This window comes from Haliscomenobacter sp., assembly GCF_965225875.1.
Lineage (GTDB): Bacteria > Bacteroidota > Bacteroidia > Chitinophagales > Saprospiraceae > Haliscomenobacter.
In genome coordinates, this window is record NZ_CBDDBS010000002.1 from 1,997,970 (window position 1) to 2,022,813 (window position 24,844).

At 46.5% G+C, this 24,844-nt stretch carries 13 protein-coding genes and 1 tRNA gene; 9 read left to right on the forward strand and 5 right to left on the reverse strand.

The window, feature by feature from the left end:
- Window positions 1-127: 127 nt before the first annotated feature.
- The 3 genes from rpsA to ACO08K_RS10690 all read left to right on the forward strand — a co-directional run bounded on the left by rpsA (window position 128) and on the right by ACO08K_RS10690 (window position 3,857).
- The gene (gene rpsA / locus ACO08K_RS10680) at window positions 128-2,287 is read left to right on the forward strand and encodes a 30S ribosomal protein S1 (protein WP_421796381.1); all 2,160 of its coding nucleotides are present in this window, start codon (window positions 128-130) and stop codon (window positions 2,285-2,287) included.
- Window positions 2,288-2,496: 209 nt separating this feature from the next.
- A complete protein-coding gene (locus ACO08K_RS10685; protein WP_421796382.1) occupies window positions 2,497-3,390 on the forward strand; it encodes a mevalonate kinase family protein in 894 nt (297 codons plus the stop codon).
- Between the two features lie 83 nt (window positions 3,391-3,473).
- Window positions 3,474-3,857, forward strand: a complete 384-nt coding sequence (locus ACO08K_RS10690; RefSeq protein WP_421796383.1) for a hypothetical protein — start codon at window positions 3,474-3,476, stop codon at window positions 3,855-3,857.
- 38 nt (window positions 3,858-3,895) lie between these two features.
- On the opposite strand, the gene ACO08K_RS10695 is transcribed toward ACO08K_RS10690, so the two are convergent.
- The gene (locus ACO08K_RS10695; RefSeq protein ID WP_421796384.1) at window positions 3,896-6,355 is read right to left on the reverse strand and encodes an ABC transporter permease; all 2,460 of its coding nucleotides are present in this window, start codon (window positions 6,353-6,355) and stop codon (window positions 3,896-3,898) included.
- 211 nt (window positions 6,356-6,566) lie between these two features.
- Here ACO08K_RS10695 and ACO08K_RS10700 point away from each other — a divergent pair, with 211 nt between their 5' ends.
- From ACO08K_RS10700 to ACO08K_RS10715, 4 genes are all read left to right on the forward strand, one after another.
- Window positions 6,567-11,471 carry a two-component regulator propeller domain-containing protein gene (locus tag ACO08K_RS10700; RefSeq protein ID WP_421796385.1) on the forward strand — a complete coding sequence of 1,635 codons (4,905 nt, stop codon included), beginning with the start codon at window positions 6,567-6,569 and terminating at the stop codon, window positions 11,469-11,471.
- Window positions 11,472-11,606: 135 nt separating this feature from the next.
- On the forward strand, window positions 11,607-15,230 hold the full coding sequence (locus ACO08K_RS10705) for a caspase family protein (RefSeq protein ID WP_421796386.1): 3,624 nt from the start codon (window positions 11,607-11,609) through the stop codon (window positions 15,228-15,230).
- A 6-nt stretch (window positions 15,231-15,236) separates the two neighbouring features.
- Window positions 15,237-16,865: a hypothetical protein gene (locus ACO08K_RS10710; RefSeq protein ID WP_421796387.1), complete on the forward strand. Its 1,629-nt coding sequence runs from the start codon at window positions 15,237-15,239 to the stop codon at window positions 16,863-16,865.
- A gap of 36 nt (window positions 16,866-16,901) precedes the next feature.
- Window positions 16,902-17,957: a hypothetical protein gene (locus ACO08K_RS10715; protein ID WP_421796388.1), complete on the forward strand. Its 1,056-nt coding sequence runs from the start codon at window positions 16,902-16,904 to the stop codon at window positions 17,955-17,957.
- An 84-nt stretch (window positions 17,958-18,041) separates the two neighbouring features.
- Here the strand turns inward: ACO08K_RS10715 and ACO08K_RS10720 are convergent, their stop codons facing one another.
- The 3 genes from ACO08K_RS10720 to ACO08K_RS10730 form a co-directional block, all read right to left on the reverse strand.
- The gene (locus ACO08K_RS10720) at window positions 18,042-18,437 is read right to left on the reverse strand and encodes a LysM peptidoglycan-binding domain-containing protein (RefSeq protein WP_421796389.1); all 396 of its coding nucleotides are present in this window, start codon (window positions 18,435-18,437) and stop codon (window positions 18,042-18,044) included.
- 114 nt (window positions 18,438-18,551) lie between these two features.
- Window positions 18,552-21,980: a M1 family aminopeptidase gene (locus ACO08K_RS10725; RefSeq protein WP_421796390.1), complete on the reverse strand. Its 3,429-nt coding sequence runs from the start codon at window positions 21,978-21,980 to the stop codon at window positions 18,552-18,554.
- Window positions 21,981-22,039: 59 nt separating this feature from the next.
- Window positions 22,040-22,834, reverse strand: coding sequence for a hypothetical protein (locus ACO08K_RS10730; RefSeq protein ID WP_421796391.1), 795 nt, complete (start codon window positions 22,832-22,834; stop codon window positions 22,040-22,042).
- A 154-nt stretch (window positions 22,835-22,988) separates the two neighbouring features.
- On the opposite strand from ACO08K_RS10730, the gene ACO08K_RS10735 reads away from it, so the two are divergent.
- Window positions 22,989-23,639: a 3-keto-disaccharide hydrolase gene (locus ACO08K_RS10735; RefSeq protein WP_421796392.1), complete on the forward strand. Its 651-nt coding sequence runs from the start codon at window positions 22,989-22,991 to the stop codon at window positions 23,637-23,639.
- A gap of 80 nt (window positions 23,640-23,719) precedes the next feature.
- On the opposite strand, the gene ACO08K_RS10740 is transcribed toward ACO08K_RS10735, so the two are convergent.
- A tRNA-Asn gene (locus tag ACO08K_RS10740) sits at window positions 23,720-23,793 on the reverse strand.
- A 98-nt stretch (window positions 23,794-23,891) separates the two neighbouring features.
- Here ACO08K_RS10740 and ACO08K_RS10745 point away from each other — a divergent pair.
- Window positions 23,892-24,818, forward strand: a complete 927-nt coding sequence (locus tag ACO08K_RS10745) for a PfkB family carbohydrate kinase (RefSeq protein ID WP_421796393.1) — start codon at window positions 23,892-23,894, stop codon at window positions 24,816-24,818.
- Window positions 24,819-24,844: the final 26 nt, after the last annotated feature.

Here is a 24,844-nt window from a genome sequence, read left to right on the forward strand (position 1 = left end):
GTATGTAAAGAAATCCAGGTGAATAATTTGAGCAAATCCTTTTGATTATCAATTCAAAGTCCTACCTTTGCGGCTCAAAATTTAATTCATCACCAAATCCCACCTTTCGTGGGAAGAAATGCATTTTATGATTGACGAAAAAGACGGCATCGAGCAAGAAGAGCTGGGTGCTCAAGATCAGGTGGAGGAAACTGCTGTAGAAAGCACGCCCGAAATCGTAGATCAAGTGGAAGAAGTAGCTGCCGTAGCTGAAGAAGTAGTTGAAGAAACTGCTGAGGTAGCTGAGGCCGTGGTTGAAGAAACTGTAGCTGAAGAGATTGAAGCAGCAGCTGAAGAAACAGTGGAAGAAGTAGCTATTGAACCTACTCCTGAACCAGTGGTCATCATCAAGAGTATCAAAGATGAGCCAGAAGCCACTACTGGCGAAGAAGAGGATGAAGATGAACTGGACGAAGAATTGCTCTTCGCAACTGGTTACGATCCCAACTCTGCACACGATGAGTTTGACTGGAGCATCACCAACAAAGGTGGCGCCGTTTATTCTGCGGAAACAACCAAAGAATACTTGACCCAGTACGAGTCTACCATGAACGCAGTGGTAGAAAGTGAAATTGTAAAAGGACGAGTTACCTCCATGAATGGTGGTGACGTAGTACTGGACATCAACTACAAGTCAGATGGTTTGGTGCCACTTTCTGAATTCCGCGATACTCAGGATCTCAAAATTGGAGATTTCGTTGAAGTATACGTAGAACAACAGGAAGACTTGCGCGGCCAGCTGGTTCTTTCTCGCCGCAAAGCAAAACTGCTGCGCGCCTGGGAAAGCATCGTTGATTCTTACGAAAATGGTACCGTGATCAAAGGTACGGTCATCAGCAAAACCAAAGGTGGTCTGATTGTAGACTGCAGCGGTTTGGAGACCTTCTTGCCTGGTTCACAAATCGACATCAAGCCAATCATCGATTACGATTCATACGTTGGCAAAAACATGGAGTTCAAGGTGGTTAAGATCAACGAAACCATCAAAAACGCCGTGGTATCTCACAAGGCACTCATCGAAAGCGACCTCGCCGAGCAACGCGAAGCCATCATTGCCAGCCTCGAAAAAGGTCAGGTATTGGAAGGTATCGTCAAGAACATCACCGACTTCGGTGCGTTCCTCGACTTGGGCGGCGTAGACGGTCTGCTCTACATCACCGATATCTCTTGGGGTCGCATCAGCCACCCAAGCGAAGTACTCAGCCTGAACCAAAAGATCAGCGTAGTTGTACTGGACTTCGACGAGAACAAGAAGCGTATTTCTTTGGGCTTGAAGCAATTGCAACCACACCCATGGGAAGTACTCGACAACACCATCTCCGAGAACTCTATCGTTAAAGGTAAGATTGTCAACATCGAAGATTACGGTGCATTCCTCGAAATCCAACCGGGTGTAGAAGGTTTGATCCACGTTTCAGAAGTAAGCTGGAGCAATCAACCGATCAACGCACGCGAATTCTTCAAGTTGGGTCAGGAATACTCCGCAAAAGTGGTTACCGTTGACCGCGATGAGCGCAAGATGTCACTCTCTCTCAAGCAGATGGCGACCGACCCTTGGAGCGAAATCGAAAACCAATTCCCACTCAACAGCCGCCACACTGGCGAGGTGAAAAACCTCACTCCTTATGGCGTATTCATCGAGCTGCAAGAAGGAATCGGCGGTATGGTACACATCTCCGACTTGAGCTGGACCAAACGTTATGGTCACCCATCCGAGTTTACGAAGGTTGGTGAAAAAATTGACGTTGCAATCCTCGATATCGACAAGGACAACCGCAAACTGTCACTGGGCCACAAACAACTGGAAGAAAACCCATGGGATACTTTCGAAAATGTATTCCCTGTAGGTTCTTACCACGAAGCTACCGTGTTGCGTCGTGACGACCGCGGTGCCATCGTTCAGTTGCCTTATGGTCTGGAAGCTTTTGCACCGATCAAGCACATCCGCAAAGAAGACAACAACCTCGCTGAAGTAGACGAAGTACTGACTGTGAAGGTGATTGAATTCAACCGCGATGACAAGCGCATCCTCGTATCTCACCTGCGTTACCTCGAAGACATCCGTCGTGAGGCTGATGAGCAAGTGAAAAAAGTGAAGGATGACGAACGCAAAGTAACCCGCACTGCCGTTAAAAAGCAGCAGGACAGCATCGAACGTACTACTCTTGGCGATCTGGAAGGATTGGCTGCACTGAAGGAGCAATTCGAACAGCAGAACCAACAGACTACTAAAGAAGATCAGGAATAAAATCCTGATGGAGATAAAAAAAGGCCTCATCGTGGTGATCCACGGTGGGGCTTTTTTGTTTTCAAAAGGTTAATTTCTGGCAAATATTTAAGTCAAGTACTATTTTTGGATAGTTGAGAAATTTAATGGAGTTCGGGGATCGTCTGCGTCAAATCCGCTGCAGTAGCCTCAATCTCCTCAATCTCCTCAACTTCTCAACTTCATTTTCCATGACCTTCTCCAGCAAACTCCTCCTCTTCGGCGAACACACCATCCTGCGCGGCTCAGCAGCCCTAGCGCTTCCCTTACCCCTTTTCAGTGGCAAATGGGCCTACACCACCCCAGAAAATGCCCCAGCTTTGCAACGCAACCTAGCCGATTGGTGTCAATACTTGGCCGAGCAGCAGTCCAAAGGGGCGCTGGAAACGGAACTGGATCTGGCGCGTTTCAGGGAGGACTTGGAAGCAAGCTTGTATTTTGACAGCAACATTCCCAATGGTTACGGAGCAGGTAGTTCAGGGGCCTTGTGTGCGGCCCTGTATGCACGCTACGCCCTCCACCCAATTGAGCATAAGGATGCAGCCCGCTACCCCGAGCTCAAACGAGTTTTGGGCCAAATGGAGAGTTTTTTCCATGGTTCCAGTTCAGGTACCGATCCATTGATCGTTTATTTGAACCAACCTGTCTTGCTGCAGGCCGATGGCAGCATCCAAACCCTTGAAGTACCCGACTGGCCAAATGAAACCTCTGGCTTCCAGTTTTTTTTACTGGATACAGGCATTCAACGCAGCACCGCGCCATGGGTAAATCTGTTTTTAGAGCGCTGTAATGAAGCAGTTTACCTCCAGAACATCCAGCAGGAAATGATCCCACTAACGGCACAGGCCATTGCCGCATTCTGTGCTGGTGATTGGACTACTTTGTTTGAAGGATGGGCAAATATCAGCGCGCTGCAACAAGTCCATTTTGCGCCTATGATCCCGGAATCCTTCCAGGCTTTGTGGGCCGAAGGGCTCAAAAGTGGGCATTTTGCCTTGAAATTGTGCGGAGCAGGCGGCGGCGGCTTTCTCCTCGGCATGGGCCGGACTGGCCATGTGCCCCCCGGAGCCATCATCTTGACGTAGAGACGTTGCATGCAACGTCTGGGTATAAAATATGAAGACGTTGCATGCAACGTCTCTACTGTTTCACTTAAAAACACACTACTATGAAAAAAACATCATTGATTCTTGGCTTTGCATTGATCGTAGCAATCCCAATGTTCATGGCGCTGAGCCCCAAGGCTGAAAAACCCGCCGCTACTGAATGGCGCGTAGTAACTGTAGTAGAATCCGTAGTGCCCGGCAAATTAGGGCGTTCCAAAGTGTTGACCATGGATAGCAATGGGGCAAGCTCCGAAACCGAAATCCAAAACATCTTCAGCTTGACGGGCATCAACTTTGCCAATTTGCAAACCAACAACCGCAGCGTTACTGATCTTTTAGCCAAAAACAGCGCCGAAGGTTACGAATTGGTAGAAGTTGTGCCAGGTAACTTTGGCGACAACAATTCACAGGGGATTTTTATGACCCGTTTTATTTTTAAGAAATAGGCAGGTTGCGTGGAGTAGAGACGCTGCATGCCACGTCTCTACTCCGTCTTCAAACTCTTGATCGGGTTCATCAAAGCAGCCTTTATTGCCTGGTAGCTCACCGTCAATAGTGCAATCGTAATGGCAATCAGGCCAGCCAAAAGATATACCCACCATTTGATCTCAATGTGGTAGGCAAATTCCAGTAGCCATTTGTTCATGGCCCAGTAGGCAATGGGGAAAGCGATGGCAATGGCAATGGCGACCAATTTCAAAAAGTCGATAGAAAGCAGTTTGCTCAGGCTAAGTACACTTGCACCCAAAACTTTGCGCACCCCAATCTCCCGGATTCTTTGCTCTGCGGCATAAGTGACCAGCCCAAAAAGGCCCAAACAAGCAATCAAAACCGTAGCCAGAGCCAGCCAAATCAGCATGGTTTCACGGCGGGCATCTTCAGCATAAAAAAGGGCCAGTTGCTGATCGAGAAAATGGTATTCAAACAATTCGGCAGGATCAATTTTGGCCAAAATGCTTTCCATTGCTTTAATGGTTTGGTTGGCATCACCGGCTTCAATTCTCGCAGTAAAATAATCGATGTTGTGAATGGGGTTTTGTTGATAGGCCATTACCAAAGGAGCGATCTTTTCCCTTAAGGTCTGAAAATGAAAGTCTTTGACAATCCCGATCACCCGCGCCTTAAACACCTGGTCATTGCGCAGCGGATTAAAACTAATGCCATAGGATGCTGCAGGAATTTCGATCAATTGATCTGAAGCCTCCTGGATGTTCAGCATTTTTGCGGCGGTTTCGTTCAGGATTACCGATGTCGAGTCGCCAGTACCGCTGAAGTTCTTGCCCTGCAAAAGTTCCACCTCAAAAGTTTTGGCAAAATGCTCATCTACCCCAAGAAAGAAAGCTTCTTTTTGCGCATCGGGCTCTCCATTTTGCCGGATTTTAACCGAAGGAAGGTTTTTCCATTCTCCAGGTACCCGCGAGGTAGTTGCTACGTTTTTCACTCTGGGCAAATTCCCAATTTCTGACACAATGGTTGGTGCAGCTCTTCTGATGGCACCGCTATTGATGTCCATAACAACCAAAAGTTCCTGGTTAAAGCCCAGGTCTTTGTTCTGCACATACCGGACTTGCAAAAACACTACAATGGTGGCAACTATCATGAACACTGAGACCGCGAACTGAAACACGACCAAACCCTTGCGCAAGGAAAAATCAGAACTTTTTTGGGCTTTCAGGCTTTTCAGCAAGAGGCTGGGGCTGAACCGGGAAAGCATCAAAGCAGGGTAAGAGCCCGCCATTAAACCCGTTAATACCAGTACCCCAAACGCAGAGAGCCAAATGTGGTAATCGGTCGACCATCCCAATGCAAGTTCTTTATTGGTAAATGTATTAAAAAATGGGAGGATCAAATTGACGAGTAAAACTGCCAAAACGAAGGAAATGGAGCTGAGTACACTGGATTCCACCAACAATTGGGCAATCAACTGGCCACGAAATGCACCTACTGCTTTTTTGACACCTATTTCTTTACAACGCGTAGCAGCCCTGGCCGTGCTGAGATTCATGTAGTTGATACAAGCGATCAGCAGAATAAAAAGTGCAACCAGTGCAAATACTTTAAGGTACAACAATGCGCTGCTGCCTTGCGCTGGAGGATTGGCGATACTGGTCGTTTCAAGAATGTTGTTGGAATAGAGGTGTACGTCCCGCAAGGCTTGCAAGTCGTAACTCAGGGATAGTCCGGGCTCAGGTTTATAATTGGCGTACACCAAGTCTTTCATTTTGCCCGCAACGGTTTTAGGGTCTGCGTTTTCTTTTAAAAGGGCATACACCAAAAACTCACTGGAGCCCCAATCTTCGTTCAGTTCCGCTACATATTCTGCATCAGATAAATAAGTACTTTCCGAATAAACGGAGCTAAAACTGAAACTTGAATTGCGGGGATGATTTTTGAGGACAGCCGTGATTTTAAAAGGCTGATCCACTTGATGCCATTTCAGCGTTTTCCCGGCCACCTGCGTACTGCCAAAAAGTTGCAGGGCCAAATCTTCCACAATAACGATGGAATAAGGCTCAGTCAGGGCTGTTTTAGGGTTGCCATCCAGGGCTTCAAACGCAAAAATCTCCATCAAGCCGTTGTTGGCTACGGTGATCTCTTCGTTGATCTTCTTTTGATTGGCGAGGTTTTCCAAGTTGTCCCGACCTCCTTGGACAATCCGGGCGGTGTTTTCAACTTCCCCGATGCTTTTTTTCGACTCTTCAGCCAGTTTGTAGCTTGCTCCGGCGATGTTCAAAGACTCGGTAGCAGTTTTCCGATGTTTGATGACCCGATAGATCTGTTCTGCACGGGGATGATGCCGATCAAAAGTGAGCTCGTCAAGTACATAAAGGCCCAAGATAAAAAAGCAGGCAAGGCCAAAGGTAAGGCCCGTTAGATTCAGTGTCGTTGATAATTTGTTGCGCAGGAGGTTGCGCAGGGCGATTTTCAGGTAATTGTACAACATTTGCGAGACTTGAAGGTGTTTTATTTCCAAAACAAACCTTATGCCAAAACAAACAAACATTTGATTTGCAATATTTTACACAAAGCCACTCCTCCAACAATTGTCCAATAACGAGCACTTGAGGCCGGAATCGGACAAAATTCAAAGGATTCGATACCTGTCCATTCAAGCGTAAAAAATCAAATAATATTGAGTAGATTTGCTTCAATCAATGAGGAATCTACTCCATTATTGTATGCGTTTTAATCCTAACTTCCTTCCACTTTTTAGCAGTATGATCATCCTTTGGGGGATCTGGGGCTGCACTATGGAAAGCAGTTCGGAAGTCGCCTCAGAGCCACGTTTAACAAGGGTAAGAGCTCAAGCATATCGGGTTCCTGCCGATTCGGTTCTTCCACCTACCCGCATTCAAATAAAGGTTCAATCAATTCCCAAGGGAAAAGTAGCAATTCCTCGCAGCGTTCTCAGCAAGTTTAATGTACTTACCGCTCAAAATCCAAAGCGTATAGCAATTAATACGGCTGCTTTAGTCAAAAATGAACCAGGTAAAGGGGTTTTTTCCAAACCAGACCATAGCCCTGCCCTGGCACAGCACACAACTGTAGGTATTCCCGAAGTTGTTCAAGCCAAAGACCCTTCTAATAAGGACCAAAATCCTTTTAGTTTCAGTGCATTTGGTAAACTTCAGGGCCTAAAACACAATGTAATTAGCTGTATCATCCAGGACTCCAAAGAGAATTTGTGGTTCGGTAGCATGGGCGGCGGACTTTGCAGGTATGATGGCAAATACTTCACCCATTATACCGAGAACGAAGGGCTAAGTAGCAATAGCATCACTTGCATTTTGGAGGATAAAAAAAGGAATATCTGGTTGGGGACAGATGGTGCAGGGATTATCAAATTTGATGGCCATACTTTTATACAATACGATCAGGAGGAAGGTTTTGACGGAAACTATATTTCAGATATTAAGCTGGATAATCAAGATAAACTTTGGATTGCTACAACTACAAACGGGGTGTACCAATTCGATGGTAAAAGATTCACTCATTACGGAGTTAAACAAGGCTTGGGCTCTGACGAGGTGTTATCTATGATAGTAGACCATAAAGGTCAAATCTGGTTCGGCTTGTTGGATGCAGGCATTTCAGTATTTAGTCAGGGGCAGTTCATTCGTTTCAACAAACAAGCAGGACTAAGTTACGCTGATATCACTGCCCTTGCTGAGGATAAAAATGGTCATATCTGGGTTGGAACGCAGTCTGGTGCCTTGAGGTACGAGGATGGTGTTTTTTTAGATTTTTCCAACAGCGCCAATGTACCAATTGAAGACATTATCATCGAAACCAATGGCAACGTTTGGTTCGGAACACTGAGGAACGGTGCTATCAAATACAATGGAGCTTCTTTTCAATTCTATACCATTTCAGAAGGTTTAAATAACAACCGGGTTCGGTGCATTTTTGAAGATTCCAGCAGCAATCTTTGGTTTGGGACGGATGGAGGCGGCTTGAGCAAATCACAAGGCAACGTCTTTTCACACTTAACTGCCGAGGAGGGTTTGAGCAACAATGAAATCTTTAGTACCATTGAAGACCGAAAAGGTCAAATGTGGTTTGGGGCTTCAGGGGGTGGTTTGGTCAGGTTTTCAGGGAATCAATTTTATCAATATACCGAACCCAGTGAGTTGAACCCTGATTTTGTTTATGCGATTCTGGAAGACCGCAAAGGAAACCTGTGGTTTGGCACCAATGGCCAAGGGGTGATCAAATTTGATGGGCAGTCATTTATTAGGATAGACGACAAGTATGGACTTTCAAGCAATATTGTTTTGAGCATTTTGGAAGATAAAAAAGGCAATATTTGGTTTGGTACCCGTGATGGAGGTGTCTGCAAGTTTGATGGGCAATCATTGGTTCAATACCAGGAAGCCCAAGGGCTCGGCAGCAATACCGTTTTTTCGATGTTGGAAGATCCACAAGGCAATATTTGGTTTGGTACTCTTGGCGCTGGGGTGTCCAAATTTGATGGCCGCAATTTTTTCCATTATCGTACTGAAAATGGTCTGAGTCATAATGATGTTACCTCGATCTTGCGGGACAAAAAAGGCAAGTTATGGTTTGGCACCTTAGGAGGCGGCCTTAATCGCTTCGACGGCCAATATTTTACCCATTTTACTGAAACAGAAGGCTTGAGTAACAATGCAGTATTGGCATTGTTACAAGACCGCAAAGGTAATTTGTGGGTAGGCACTCGTTTTGGTCTTTCCAAAATGAACCACAAGTCGCTGAATGCCTTAAACCAAACGGCCCCAAACACACTTCCTTCATCAGGTACTTTATTTAAAAACTACAGCTACGAGGACGGATTTTTGGGCATTGGCTGCTGGCGCAATAGTCTTTTCGAAGCCCACAACGGTGACATTTACATCGGAGCCAACGACCGTCTAACCGTTTATCACCCTGGTGGAGAGAAAGAAAATCCCATCAAAATCCAACTCAGCCTGCTGGACATTTCCATCTACAATGAACGCATTCCCTGGGCTGCTTTGGAGGAACACCAGGATAGCACTTTTTACCTTGGCAATGGAGTCAAGGTGAAGGATTTTCGCTTCAATGGGCTTAGCGCCTGGAACCTGGTGCCTCAAGACCTCAGCTTAAGTTACTCCAACAACAACTTAAACTTCCGCTTGGTCGCCAGCACGCTACAACAACCCGACAAAGTAAAATACCAGTACAAGCTGGAAGGGATGGAAACAACCTGGACGAGTTTAAGCACCAAAAATGAAGTTTCTTATGCCAATCTCGCCCCTGGAACTTACACTTTGCGCGCCAGAGCGATGAACAGTATGGGCCTCTGGAGCGATGAACTGGCCTATCCCTTTGTCATTCGTCCACCCTGGTGGCGGACCAGTTGGATGTATACTTTTTATGCTCTGCTTGTTTTAGGCATTTTGTGGTGGTTCCGTCGCCAGGAAAAACTACGACAGCTACAGCAATTGCAACTGGAACGGCAAAAAACCGAGCAGGAACAAAAAATCAACGAGCAATTGAGGCGGGTGGATGTGCTAAAAGATCAGTTTTTAGCCAATACCTCCCACGAATTGCGTACTCCTTTGCAGGGCATCATTGGGCTTTCGGAATCCTTGCTGGAAAGAGTGAAAGATGAAGACCAGAAAGAAGACCTGAATATGGTCATTTCTTCCAGTCGACGCCTCAATAGCCTGGTCAACGACATTCTTGATTTTTCCAAGATAAAAAACCAGGAAATTGAACTGGCGCCCATACCCCTCAATTTATACGCCTTGACCGACGTAGTCTTGCGTACCCTCGCACCATTGGTACAAGGTAAAAACCTGCAACTGATTAACGCCATCCCCAAAGATTTACCTGCTGCTCTGGCGGACGAAAATCGGGTACAACAAATCTTGTACAACCTGGTAGGCAATGCCATTAAATTTACCGAAAAAGGCCACATCAAAATTTTTGCAAAAGTCCCCCCTAACAAACCAGATGAATTAACCATCTCCGTAGAAGATACAGGGATTGGCGTTCCTCCTGATAAACAAGATGCCATTTTTCAAGCTTTTGAGCAGGGGGATGGCTCCATGGTACGCAGTTTCGCCGGAACGGGACTTGGCCTTTCTGTTTCAAAAAAACTGGTTGAGCTCCATGGAGGGCAAATGTGGTTGGAATCTGAAGTTGGGCAAGGTTCAAACTTCTTTTTTTCATTGCCACTTACCACCGAGCATGCATCTAAAAACATCCAATACACAGCTGATCAAAAATTGCGTACCCTGGCCCAATTGAGTTGGAGCTCACAGACAGTTTTAACTACTGAGTCATCTAATGGTCTCAACAGGGAGGATTTAGAAAAAGTACACATCCTGGTGGTGGATGATGAAGCGGTCAATCAACAGGTGCTGAAAAATTATTTAAACAAGGACGTTTACCGCCTGACTCAGGTAATGAGTGGGGAAGAAGCCTTGTCCTTTTTGGAGCTGGATGACATCCCGGATCTGGTGTTGCTTGATGTGATGATGCCACGAATGTCAGGCTATGAGGTATGTCAAAAAATTCGGGAAAAATACCTGCCCAACGAATTACCAGTGATCATGATTACCGCCAAAAACCAGGTGCATGACCTGATTCTGGGCTTGAATACCGGTGCCAACGACTACATCGCCAAACCCTTTTCCAAAGACGAATTCCTCGCCCGACTCAATACCCACCTCAACCTACACCGCATCAATGCAGCTACCAATCGTTTTGTTCCCAATGAGTTCATCCGTGCGCTGGGGCATGAAAGCATCATGAATGTACGGTTGGGGGACCACGTGGAGCAAGTGGTGACTGTATTGTTTGCCGATATCCGTGATTACACTGGCCTGGCTGAGACTATGACCCCAGAGGAAAATTTCAAATTTGTTTCTGGCTACAACCAACGGATTGGGCCAATCATTCAAAAACACCAGGGCTTTATCAATCAATACCTGGGTGACGGCATCATGGCTATTTTTCCGGGAAAACCTGAAAATGCCTTGCGTGCTTCCATCGATTTACAGCGCGAAATGAGCCAATACAATGTGCAACGCCAGGCCAAGGGCCGCAAAGCAATTGAGGTTGGCATTGGTTTGCATACTGGGTCGCTGATCATGGGTATCATTGGCGATCAAAAACGGATGGATGCGGCCACGGTTTCAGATACTGTAAATACAGCTTCCCGGATGGAAGGCTTGACCAAATTTTATGGCAGCCGTATCTTGCTGAGTGAGGCCTGCCTGAATTTAATCCGGCAGCCAGAGGAATTCAATGTACGACACCTGGGGCGGGTACAAGTTAAAGGCAAACAAGCTTCAATCGGTATATTTGAGTGCTTTGATGCCGACGAACCAACCTTGTTTTTGTCAAAAAAAGAAAACTTGTTGAGCTTTGAACAAGGGATGAACCATTATTTCCAAAAATCATTTGAGGAGGCCATCAAGTCCTTTGAAGCAATTGTAGCCCTAAACCCCTTCGATACCCAGTCAAAGTTGTTTTTGACAAAAGCCAGGGATTTTGCCAGCAATGGGGTTGCTGAGGATTGGATTGGTGTGGAAACAATGAAGGAAAAGTAGGTCGTAGGCTCATTGCTTTTTTTTTGTAGACAAAAAAATTACTACTACTGACATAAATGCTTTAAATTAAGGAACGAAAAGCTCCTTTTCCCAATACACTTGTTTTTAATACTCACCTAAGACTTAGTGATTCGTATGAGAAAATGGCTGTTTTTATCGCTCTTTTTTGCATCAACCTTGTTGCTGGAAGCTCAAAAGCCCCAACTAATGCCCCCGATGAGCCATGCAACTTATGTGCGGGCAATCGCAGTTTCTCCTGATGGGGCTTATGTACTTAGTGCAGCTGGGTATCTCGACAATACCGTTCTTTTATGGTCGGCCTCCGGCAAATTGTTAAAAATACTCGAAGGCCATGAAAATGACCTCTTTGACGCCGAGATATCCGGTGATGGCAAACACATGTTAACCCTCGAAACAGGAAGCTGGACGCTACACCTTTGGGACAATCAAGGGAGGGAACTAAAAAAAATCGAAGGCTTTGGCATTACTGACGCCTGCTTTTCCGCAGACAATCAGTTCATATATGCTGGGACCTCAAGTGGTGAAATCCGCATCCATGACTTGAGTGGCACTTACCATAAGTCAATTGAAGTAGGTGACCAAAGCATTAATCAGGTAGTTTGTTCCGAAGAATACATAGCAAGTAGTGATGAAGCGGGGATTATTCGGGTTTTTGATAAAGCTGGAAAATTGCTAAAAACCCTGGATGGGCATCAACAACAAAGTATCGAAGGCCTGGCTTTTTCACCCAATGGTCAGCAACTCCTTTCAGGGGCACATGACAAAATGGTGCTACTTTGGGATTGGCAAAATGAAAAAATCCTTAAAAAATTAGGCCCGCAGCAAAGCCAGGTGCGTAGCGTAGCCTTCTCGCCGGATGGGAAATACCTGGCCAGTGCTGGCCCCGACGAGGGCTATGTTTACCTCTGGGACAATCAGGGCAAAAGCATAAAAAAATTCCAAACTGATGGCATCAACGAATTGGTGTTTACGCCAGATAGTGAGGGATTGTTGGTAGCTCCTCGAGATAAAGCGGCCCTTTTGTATGATCTCCAGGGGGAAATAGTACGCAGTTATACCAACGATGCTTCCTCAGTCACCAGTGTTGGATTTTCCCCATTTTCGCCCGATTCTTTGTTCATTTTGACAGGAGGAGAAGGCGCCCACATCCGCCTTTGGAATGCCGTAAATGGCGAAGCACGGGCTTTGGAAAATCAAAATGATTTTAGTACTCCAGCGGTTTTTAATCCCCAATATCCCAGCCTTTTGATTGCTAAAACTGGAGACTCCCTTTATCAATACAACCTGTATGCCGATGAATACACCATGGTGGACAAGAGCAAATACATCGGCCACTCCGCTCTGGCTTATAATCCTGATGGTGATCATTTTTTACTCAGCAATTGCACTGGAGGAATTCAGCTATGGGCAGAAGAGGAGCCGAATTGGAACATACTCTGGGAAAATCAATTGGACTCCAATAGTGTAACGAGCTTGAATTTTTCACCTGATGGCCAACATTTTTTGCTTGCTACTGATCGCGACTGGGTTCCTCACCGCAATAAGGGTGTTGCTGAAGAACGCAAACAGCCGAAAAGTGGAAAAGGCTTTCCAGCAGAGTTGCGTCGTGTAGAGGATTTTCAACTCGTCCGCAAATTCGGCAGCAGCGCTGACCAGGCCGTATTTTCTCCCGATGGCAAATATGTAGCGACCAATGAAGCTTATTCATTTGCCATTTATGATGCCAAAACAGGTAGACAGGTCTTATTGATGCCGAAATCTGGCGATGACATTTTTCCTTTGGTGACTTGTTTGGCTTTTTCTAGCAATAGTCAGCGCTTGTTTGTGGGGTATTCTTCCAATGTCATCCAAGAATTCAACCTGATTGGCCAACTACTTCGGGAATACAAGGGCCACCGGAGCACCATACGTACCCTTGCAATTTCGCCCAATGGAAAATTTCTGCTTTCTGGCAGTAGCGACAATTCGGCAAAAATCTGGAACACCCAAACCGGGGCAGAACTGGCGACCTTGATGGCCATTGGCACCGAAGACTGGATGGTCGCCACACCTGATGGTCTTTTTGACGCCTCCCCTGGCGCCATGGACAGTCTCTACTTCGTGGTCGGGCTGGAAATTGTCGCAATGGATCAATTGAAAGAGCGGTATTACGAGCCTGGTTTATTGGCAAAAGTATTGGGTTTTGAGGAAGGGCCACTGCGTAAGGTAATTGATTTGAATACCCAGGATTTGGCCTTATACCCTGAAGTCGAAGCCAAGTTATTGGACGATGTCATCACGGTTAAACTCAGCAAACGCAGCGGCGGCATTGGTCGGGTCAGTTTGCGCCTGGAAAACATGGAAATCGCCCCCGATGTCAATCCAGGCCGCCAAAGTAGTTTCACCATTAAACTCAGCAATTTTGCCGACTATTTTGTCAATGGCGAATCCAATCCTCTCTCCTTGGTTTGCTACAATGCCGAAGGATGGTTGTCCAGCCCTGAATATCCCATTGCTTACGTACCAGGTGGCAAGGGCAAAGACAAACCTGTTGCCACAACGGCTTTAAACGACCAAACCGATCAGGCTTTGGTCAATACCTTATATGCCTTGGTAGTTGGTACATCTGACTACAAAGGGACTACGTTGGACTTGAAATTCCCGGATAAGGATGCGACCGCTTACCGCGATATGTTGCAATTGGCGGGAAAAGACCTCTTCGGGACGCGGATGCAGATCAAATTATTGACCACAGCAAAAGGAGGTGTCCGACCTACCAAAACAGCGATTCGGGCAGCCTTGTTGGAATTTGCCACCAAAGCCGAACCCAAGGATGTGCTACTCGTTTACTTCTCCGGGCATGGCACCACCTGGCCTGAAAACAGTCCGACGAGCCAGTTTTATTACCTCAGTACCGACAATGAAAGTTTTGATTTGAGCAATGCAAGCAATCGTCAATTTGCCATCGCTCAGGATTCCATCCAGGCCTGGATTCGGGGCGTAAAAGCCCGCAAGCGCATCCTCATTCTCGATGCCTGCAACTCCGGCGAAGTGGTCAAACAACTGGATGAAGGCGGCAAAGGAAGCACCCTGAGCACTGATCAGCGTCGAGCATTGGAGCGCATGAAAGACCGGGCTGGGCTGTTTGTACTGGCTAGTAGCTCAGCAGATAAATTGAGTTATGAAGACCCTCGTTTTGGTCATGGTTTGCTGACCTACAGCCTTTTGAACAACATGCCCAAAGTGGCTGCACAGGACAAAAACAGCTTCATTGATGTAGGCAAACTGTTTCAGGAGGTGCGGGAGGATGTACCCAAATTGGCCTCTGCCTTGAGTAAAACCCAGGAACCCAAACTCATTGGCATGGAGGATTTTAGCATTGGTATTCTCAAAGCAGGTACACCTGTTAAATTACCAACCGCTAAAAAAATTATCATTCGTTCAGATTTTTCCAACAAAAAACGCCTCGATCCACTAAAGCTAAAAGTTGAAGTCAATACACAACTGGAGGCCATGCTGGCCAATCCGGAGCTGCCCTTTGCCTATTATCCCAGCGACAAAGCAGCAGGTGTCCACTATTTCATCAATGGAGAATACGAGGTCGTTGGCACTACGGTGAAGCTCACAGCCTATTTGTACAAAAGTGATCAAGACAATGAACTGGAAACTTTTGCCGTAGAAGGCCCAAATACCAATATTAAAGCTTTGGTTGAGCAATTGCTCGTCAAAGTAAGAGATGCCTTGCTTAAACTGAAATAAACCAATATGCGGATCGCTATTATCATCACGTGTTGTTACCTATTTGGCCATCAAATACAAGCCCAGGAACGCAGCTTCGGCACACTTCCAATGATCACCAAACCGGGAATTGTAGCCAACCTTGCCTCCCAAAAAATAGACAGTGTACAGTACCGCAAAGTCTTGAACATTTACAATAGACTGGTGCAGGCCAGGGGCGATTTTCGTTTTCCAGTGCCTAGTTTTAACCTGATTAGTGAAGAGCGGAGGGTAGCAGGTATTGATTATGATCAGTTGAACATTGTACTGGAGGAAAAAGCGCTGGGCGTTTGTAATACCTTTGGTGCAGAATCCGAAGCCGCGATTGCATTCCTCCTGGCACACGAACTAACCCATTATTACGAAAAACATGCCTGGCGCCGAAGTTTTGCCGAAGACAACAAAGACCTGAAAATTGGGCTTGACCTTGACAAAGTAACCGATGCCGCCGCCAATGAAACCGAAGCAGACTACTTGGGTGGTTTTTTGGCCTATTCGGCTGGTTTTGGTTTGTTTCAAAAAGGCTCAGAAATCATTCAAAGTTTGTACAAAGCCTATGGCCTCAAAAATGACATCTCTGGCTACCCTAGCCTGAGTGATCGCCAGGCACTAAGTCGGCGTACGGCTGAAAAAATGGCCTCCCTGGTGGATGTCTATGACATGGCCAATTTACTGGTAGCTACTGGGAAATACACCGAAGCCTACGAGTACTACCGCTACCTTTTGTTGACCTATCAAAGCCGCGAAATCTACAACAACCTGGGGGTTACAGCTGTACTGGAAGCACTGAAGTACTTTAAAGAAACAGAATTGAAATACCGTTACCCCATTGAACTTGACCTGGAAAGCTCAGCGGCTAAAGGAGATCCGACCTTGAACATACGGGAGAAATTGTTGCGGCAGGCGATTCTGCATTTTGATGCGGCCATTAGTCTGGATCCCAATTATGCCCCGGCTTTTTTGAATAAAGCCAATGCCTTCGCTTTATTAGGAGACTTGACCCGAGCCCGCTTTTACGCCAACATAGAAGCACGACAAGCCAGTAAAACCGGGAATTACCCCAAGGTGGACCAGGATATTGATGTTCTCATGGGCATCATCGAAGCGCGTAGCAACAATGTAAAAGGGGCTCAAGCTTTGTTCACCAAAGCCGACAAAGCGGGCAATGCCCTGGGTAAAATCAACCTAAGGGTTCTGCTCAAACAGCCCCCCTTGAAAGAAATCCCTGCAGGTACACTTTGGCCTGAAACCGAAAAAATCGAAAACCTCAGCCTGGAAGAGCTGTCCAATAACTTACGTATCGACCCAAAAAAGACCGTAAGTATCAAAAGCCAATTGGAGTTTTTACAAACACCCAACCTGGGTAGTGGCTCTAAAGCATTTGTAAGCCTGATTCGGAATGACGAAAAAACAATTTTCCACCTGGCAACGGCTACCTATACGGGCAAAACTGCCAGAAAAATTGGTATTGGGGACACTCGTGCCAACATCGTAACTGCTTACGGAGAGCCTAACCGAAGCCTGGAAACCCCACTTGGACAAATAATGGTATACAAAAACATCCTTTTTATCCTTGGAAAAGAGGGTAAACTGGAACGTTGGGCCAATTACAAATAAAATATGGATCTAGTCCAATAACCAAAACTAGTCTTTATGCCTAAATCAATCATCTTCACTCTATGGATGCTTGGCTGGATGATATCGGGCCACGCACAAAATGAAAGCCCCATCGTAGTGATGGCGGCTCAGGGTAAAATAAGTTACCAAGCCCCCGGTTATTCCAGCAAAAAAATAAGTGCGGCCGCCTTATTTAACAGTACCGGAACCTTGAAGCTAAAAGCCAGCAGCAGCATTACCTTGTTTGCCAGTGGGCAGTTTCAGACTATTCAAGGCCCCAAAACGGCTGCACTAAAAGATGTTTTTGCTGACCAGTCTGGGGTTAAAATTAATTTTGAACGGGGTTTTGGGGATTATTTAATTGGAGCAATGGACCTGGCCGCAAACCCGGAAAATCCTAAAGATGCCTGGGGCACCATCGTTGGCAAAAAGGGTACTGGTGATGGTTGGGGGACCATCGTTGGCAAGAAAGGAACAGGTGACGGTTGGGGTACAATTGTAGGTAAAAAAGGAACAGGTGACGGTTGGGGCACCATTGTGGGTAAAAAGGGAACTGGCGACGGCTGGGGTGGAAAAGGTAAACGCATCAATGGCATTGCACCTTTTGGCAAAATCCGCCCAGGTGCTAAACTGTTCCAATGGTCAAAACCCGAAGGTGCTCAAAACTACCAATTGGAAATCAAAAACAGCAAAGGGGAAGTGATCTTGAAAACAACTACTCAGGATACTTTTTTGACGGCCAATCTCGATCCCACTTTATTCAAGGAAGGCCAACAGTACGTCTGGCAAGTTAGTTCGGGTGAGCTCAAATCCAATCTCCTAGCTTTGGAAATTGGAACCAGCCAATCCTTCAGCAACACGGTACAAAAAGCTGAAACAGCCGAATCATACGCTAAAAACAACACTACCATCCAAGGCTTGATGCGAGCCGTTGCCCTGGAGCAAGGAGATTGGTTTGGGGATGCGGCGCAGGTTTACCGCGACTTACAAAAAGCCGAACCGGATAACCTGCTGGTCAAACTCATGCACGCTGCCTTCTGGATGCGCAATGGACCAAAACCCATGGCGGAATATGCTTTTAAGATGAAGTAAGCGCGATTACAGTTTGTTCAAAAGAAAAGCCCCAATTGCCAGTCAGAGCAATTGGGGCTTCTTTTATCGCGTAATCCGCACCAATTATGGATTCGGAATGCTCAATACCTGACCAACAACAATCAAGTCTGGGTTTTTCAGAATATCCTTGTTGGCTTCAAATATCGCCACATACTTGCTGGCATCATCGAAGTAGTGCTTGGCAATTTTGCCCAGGGTTTCACCTGCAACCACGGTGTGTTTGTGGTAAACGCTGTCGTCACTGACTTTGATGTTGGCTTTTACTTCTGCTGGAGCAGCATCGTCCTTCTTCAAACCGTTGATGGTTTTCAACTTGTCCCAAATGGCGTTGCGCAGGTATGGTGTAGCAACTGTTCCGTTGAAAACGATGTGACCATCTTCTTCGTGGAAATTTTCCATTTCAGCGCCAACTTCTTTGGCAAAATCAAGGGCGGATTGGTACTTGTCTTTCAGTGACATTTCAATTGGTTTTTATTAAGGTTGTTAAAATGAGAATAGAAGCGAGTTTGACAAATGTTAGAAAAATTCGCGACTTGAGCAAACATCCGAGGTTTAAATTACCAATACTTCCCTTCAAGGATGCTGCTCAAAAAACGAATAAGCCATCTCCACCACTTTTCCCATCACTTCGTTGGCCAGCTTTTCATTTGTCCAGCCTTTAGACAGGATGGTAAAAGAAAAGTAACGCCCCGTTGGCGAAATTAATAATGCCGAATCGTGATGGTGAGCCGTAATCCAACCCGTTTTGTGTGCAACCCGCACATCAGCAGGCAGTCGGGTGGGAATGACATTGTTGAACTCCTGATCGGAAAGAATATCGAGCATAGCTTTACAATCCTCTGGGCGTCCCGCCTCTCCCCTGCCAATGCGTTCCATCAGCAGCATTAGGTCGTAGGCAGTGGTGCTGTTGTTTAAGCCAGCTGCGTAGGCTTTGCTGTCTTCCACTCCCCGGCGCACCATGATGTCGGCTAGCCCTAATTCGCGCATGCTCTGGGTGGTTTTTTCCGCTCCAACCAGCTCAATCAGGATATTGGTAGCCAAATTGGAGCTGCGCACAATCATCGCCCGTGCGAGGTCCACAATGCTCACTTTTTGCCCTAAACGCCGGTACCAAATCGAATCCGAATCGTCACTTTCGCTCAAGGAATAAGGGCTGCCATCCACAATACTTTTGAATTCATTTTTTAACACCAAAGAATCACTCAGTTTAAATTTGCCTTGATTCGCCTGCTTGTACAGTTCCACCAGTACCGGAGTTTTCATGGTACTGGCTGGGTGAAGGCTGATTTTTTCATTGATAAAAACAGCGTTGTTTGGATTTTTCAGATCGCGAAAGGCGATGTGGAAAGTAGCTTCAGGGCAGCGCGCCAGCTCTGCTTTGATGGCCTGATTCAAAGCAGCGAGATTTTGCGGTGCTCCACCTTTATTGCTCGGCTCTCGCCGCATTTTGGCTGCCCGAAACAGTAGATCAGCCGACATCAAGACCTTATTCCGCAAACGATAGGAGAAATTGGGGTTTTGGGCCAAAAACTGCCGCACCGTTGATGCTGCTTCCGCCGAATTGTGCCCGCCCAAAACCGCACTGATCCAACGGCGCGGAAAAAAGATGTCGCCTGTGCGCTGAATTTCTTCCAGAAGTTCCAATGCCGGGCGAACGTAATGCAGCTTGGCACTGGCCGGGCGGCGAGGATGGTTCAAATAACCCAGGGCATCTTCCACCCAAGGTTCGTAGTCGCGGTTTTCGTCTTTTTTGAGGCTTTCAAAAAAAACATCTCGTTGCGCTTGCTCGGCAGCAAAAACCGGGCGGAGAAACTGGAGGCGTTGTTTGCGATCTGGGTTGCTCGTTTCGGCCAGTTGTTGCTCCAAAATGGTCTGAGCCTGATGAGGCCAGCGCAGCGCAATGGCACAAGCCAAATCAATGCGTTGACTTTCCGAGAGCGTCAGGCCGGGAATGGCGAGGTCTTTTTTCCAAATGCGATACAATTTTTGCACTCCCGGCCAGGTTTCAACCAGCGATTGATAAGCGCCAAAATAGGCCAGGCGCGCTGAGGGGTCTTTGGCTTGTTGCAACAAACCCCAGAGCATTTCCTCTATTCCTGCTTTACTGCTCAACTGCAATTCAGGATCAGCAAAGCGCCAATACAGGGTTTGCAACTGATCGAGCAATTGCTGGCGGTTCAGGGGTTCTTGTTCTTCGGGGATTGCCGCCATGAGGCTTTCGAGCAAGGTGGCAGGGGGCATTGCTTCGTGCAAAAACTCTTCCCAAAGGGCCATCCGCGCTGCACCACGCAGCAAGGGGTCTTTGATTTTGGGCGTTTGCTGCAAAAAATAAGTCGTGGAACGCATATCCAGGCGGCAAAACCCATAACTCATTGGGGAAGCCAATAAAAGGCTGGCTTGAGGCAAAGGATAGCCCTTGACACCATTGATTTCGGTTTTTTCGCCCACAATTTCGACCGGAAAAGAAGCTACACTGTCGGGATAAAACAGAGCCAGCTGGGTTTGTTCCGGCCAATATTTTCCAGAAGCCGAAGTTTTAAGCTGTCGCACTAACAGTTTATCCAGGCCCTGGCCATTGCCCACTTGTTCCAGTACGAAGTGAGGCATGCCTGCTTCTTTCACCCATACCTGGCTCCAGGTGGCCAGATCTTTGGGGCAGTGCTGATCCAAAATTCCAACCAACTGATCCCAGGTGGCATTGCCGTAACCATAGGTTCGCAAGTATTCCTGCAGCCCTTTGCGCATTTGCTCCTCGCCCATCATGGCTTCCAGTTGGCGCATGACCACGGGGGCTTTTTGGTAAATGATCCCCCCGTATAAGCTGCCAGCGTTTTTGAGGTTTTCGAGCTCCTGCTGAATGGGGTGACTACCCTCCGAGCGATCTTCCGAATAAGCGGTTGGCTGATGCCCCAGCAAAAAGCGCAGCTCGTGATTGATCTTTGGAAAAAAGGGGTTGACAATTTTGGCGGCCATAAAATTGGCAAATACTTCTTTGAGCCATACATCGTTGAACCAGTTCATGGTCACCAGATCGCCAAACCACATATGGGCAGTTTCATGGGCGATCAGGCTGGCGCGGCCCAGTTTTTGGTTCTCCGTCGCGTTTTCATCCAACATCAAACTGGCTTCACGGTAAAAAATCGCACCGATGTGCTCCATGCCACCATATTGAAAGCCGGGCATGAGGGCAAAATCGAGTTTGGCAAAAGGCAGTTTGATTCCGGTATAGTTCTCCATCCACTCAATGGCGTGGATGTGCAAGTCAAAAATGCTGGCGAGGTTGCGCTGTACCTTGGCCTGGTCGGTTTCGCGGTAGAGCATGGTCATGCTGCGGCCATTGCGGGTCTCGGTTGCTTTTTGGAATTTGCCCGCACAAAAGGCAAACACATAGGTGCTGAAGGCTTCGGTGGTTTTGAAATGCAGTTGTTTGCGCTCTCCATTTTCATTGCTCTTGTCCAGAGGTCCATTGCCCATAGCCTCCCAGTCACCAGGTATATCTAGATGTAGGGTATACCGAGCTTTCAGATTGGGTTGGTCAAAACAGGGAAATACCGTAGAGGCACGATCGGGTACCACCAGGGTGTACAAATAATCTGCGCTGCGGTTGAGGGATTGGTTATTGGCTTCAAAACTGATTTGTACCTGGTTCACACCAATTTTTAGCTTTTTGGCAGAAAGAATAAAATGCCCTTGATTGTGTTGGCCCTTGATCTTTTTCCCATTGATGCTGCATTGGCCTTGCCAGGTTTTGCCGGGTTTAAAATCGAGGAGAAGGTCTTGGGCTTTGTTTTTGAGTTCAAAACTGATGTTGACCATCCCGGTGATGGGATCGGTTTTGGCTAGTGGGATTTGTAGATTCAAGTCATAAGCAATGGCACTTAGGTTTTGGGCTCGCCATTGCGCCAATTCCCAACTAACCCCTTCTTCCAGCGGGATGGGCGTATTTTTTTGTGCAGAAGCCATAGTGGAACAGATCAGAAGTGCGATGATTAAAAAGCGCATGTACTGGTTTTATGTGGATGAGGGATGAAAATCCTATCGCTTGGAAATATACAGCTACCTCACTGCTTCAACAAATTTTCATACGTATCCACCACATAATAGACCATATTCCCTTCAATGGTTTTGCCTATTTTACGATTCAGCATTTGTCGGCCTTGTTTGTTAAACCCTTGTACATACACACAAATGGTTTGGGGCGGAATGGACAAATCTACTTTCTCCGCATAGCCACTATCCAAAGGCAATAAATTTTGCGTGGTATTTTGATACCGTAACACTTCATTTCCTTTGGCCATGCGGAAGGGATCTACGGGTAATGTTGTGCCCAAATAGCCACTTTCATCCAGCTGCAAATGAGTATTTCCCTGGGCGTCTATTTCGAAAGGCTTTCCGTCTGGCTGATTGTACGCGATGCAAAACTTACCCCTGAATCCTGCGGGAAGGGTAATGATCGTTTTGGGCTCTTTGGAAAAATCTAGGTCTTCAGGCTTTGCTCCGACTTTGTAAAACAAATTGACTTCATCGATACGATCCTCCATTCCTTCCCTATCCTGAAAGCTGAAATACACCATAAAATTGCGTTCAAGCTGAATCCTTCCGCGAAAAAGGCTGTCTACTTCAATGCCATCATAATAGCCCCCGTCTTTGAAAATGGTATACTTATAGGTCTTTCCAGCAAACCATTCCATCTCAGGATTAAACGTAAAATATCCGAGTGAGTCGACCTGAATAAAAAATTCGGGTGCTGCGGAGTGATGCCAACGACCCAGGATGGAGTCGTGTTGGGCGAAAACTAAAAGACTTTGCAGGAACAAAGAGAATACTAACCCGAGTTTAGCCAATGGAGTAGTCATATTGAGTTGAGTTTTTTTACAAAACAACGTCTGTATCTCTCCCAAAAATTGTGGTCGTCAAAATTTCAAAAAAAACTTATTTTATAGTTCCGAAAACCTTTTACCCAAAAAGGCCTCGCTATCTCACTGATTTTAACACATCAAACCACGTACCATGAATTTTCAGTCTTACAAAGTATCATCCATCCTCATTGCGCTCTGTTGTTTTTGCACGCTCTCCTGCAAACTAACCTTCAACCCATTATTTGATGGGGAGACTTTTAAGGGCTGGGAGGGAGATACGATAAAAACATGGAATATTATTCAGGGTGAAATAAGGGGAGGCTCTCTTTCTGAAATTGTTCCACACAATGACTTTCTATGCACAACCAACACTTATGAAAATTTCGTCCTCAAATTGAAATTCAAACTTGAAGGTAGTGAGGGGTTTATCAACGCAGGCGTTCAATTTAGAAGTAAGCGCTTGTCGAATCCCGCTTATGAAATGATTGGCTATCAGGCGGACCTGGGAAACAATTACTATGGTGTGCTATATGATGAATCAAGGAGGAATATTGTCCTACAGGGCCTTGATTCTGTCGCAACCAGCCAGATTGTAAAATTGAAAGATTGGAATGACTATAAGATACGGGCAAAAGGTAAAAGGATTCAGATCTATTTGAATGGAAAACAAACCGTTGATTACACGGAAGCTGACCCAGCGATAGTTCAGCAGGGCGTAATTGGTTTGCAAATACACGGTGGGGGAAAAGCATTGGCATCCTACAAGGATATTTCAATTAGGAAAAAAGCACCGTTGAGATAAAACAAGATTTAGACAAGCGCTTAGAACCCAAACGAAAAAAGGCTCCTCAATCAATTGATCAAGAAGCCTTTATCTTTTTGCGCCTCAGGTAGGGCTCGAACCTACGACCTACGGATTAACAGTCCGCCGCTCTAACCGGCTGAGCTACTGAGGCACTTGCCGGTGCAATTATCGAATTGCGTGTGCAAATGTATGCCAACTCAAAATAATGTGCAATATTTGTGGCGTAATTTTTTCAAAAAACTTTTCATCATGAGTTTACTTGCGGTTGGAACCGTTGCTTTCGACGACATTGAGACCCCCATGGGCCGTGCAGAAATGGCCATTGGCGGGGCTGCAACCTACATTACGCTGGCTGCTTCTCATTTTTTGAATGACCTACGCCTGGTGTCGGTCATTGGGGACGATTTCCCGCAAGACATGTTGAATTTTATGCGCCAAAGAGGAATTGACCTCGAAGGTTTGCAGGTAAAGGCTGGTGAAAAGTCCTTCTTTTGGGCTGGCCGCTACCACAACAACATGAATTCCCGCGATACGCTGGATACCCAGTTGAATGTACTGGCCGATTTTGACCCCGTCTTGCCCGATGCCTACAAAGATACGGAGTACCTGATGCTCGGTAACCTGACCCCCGCGGTTCAGCTGCGCGTCATTGAACAAATGAACAAACGCCCCAAGCTGATCGCCTTAGATACCATGAATTTTTGGATGGATATCGCCTGGGACAGCCTGATGGAAGTGCTGGGTAAAATTGATATGCTGATCATCAACGATGAAGAAGCCCGCCAATTGTCGGGCGAACATTCATTGGTGAAGGCTGCCCACAAAATTCATGCTCTGGGGCCACGCTTCCTGGTGATCAAAAAAGGAGAGCATGGTGCACTCTTGTTTGAAGGAGATAAACTCTTCTTTGCTCCCGCTTTGCCACTTCAGGAAGTGACCGACCCAACGGGTGCCGGAGATACTTTTGCCGGTGGATTCATGGGCTACATTGCCAAAACCGAGGATACTTCCTTCGAAAACATGAAGCGGGCGATCATTTATGGTTCCGCCATGGCTTCCTTCTGCGTGGAGCAATTCAGCGTAGACGCCCTCAAATCCCTGGACTCCGCCAAAATCAACGAACGGGTTCAACGTTTTGTGGAATTGGTGAATTTTGATCTGGTGATGGAGATTTGAAACCAATGGGGAGTTTCAACCGTTGT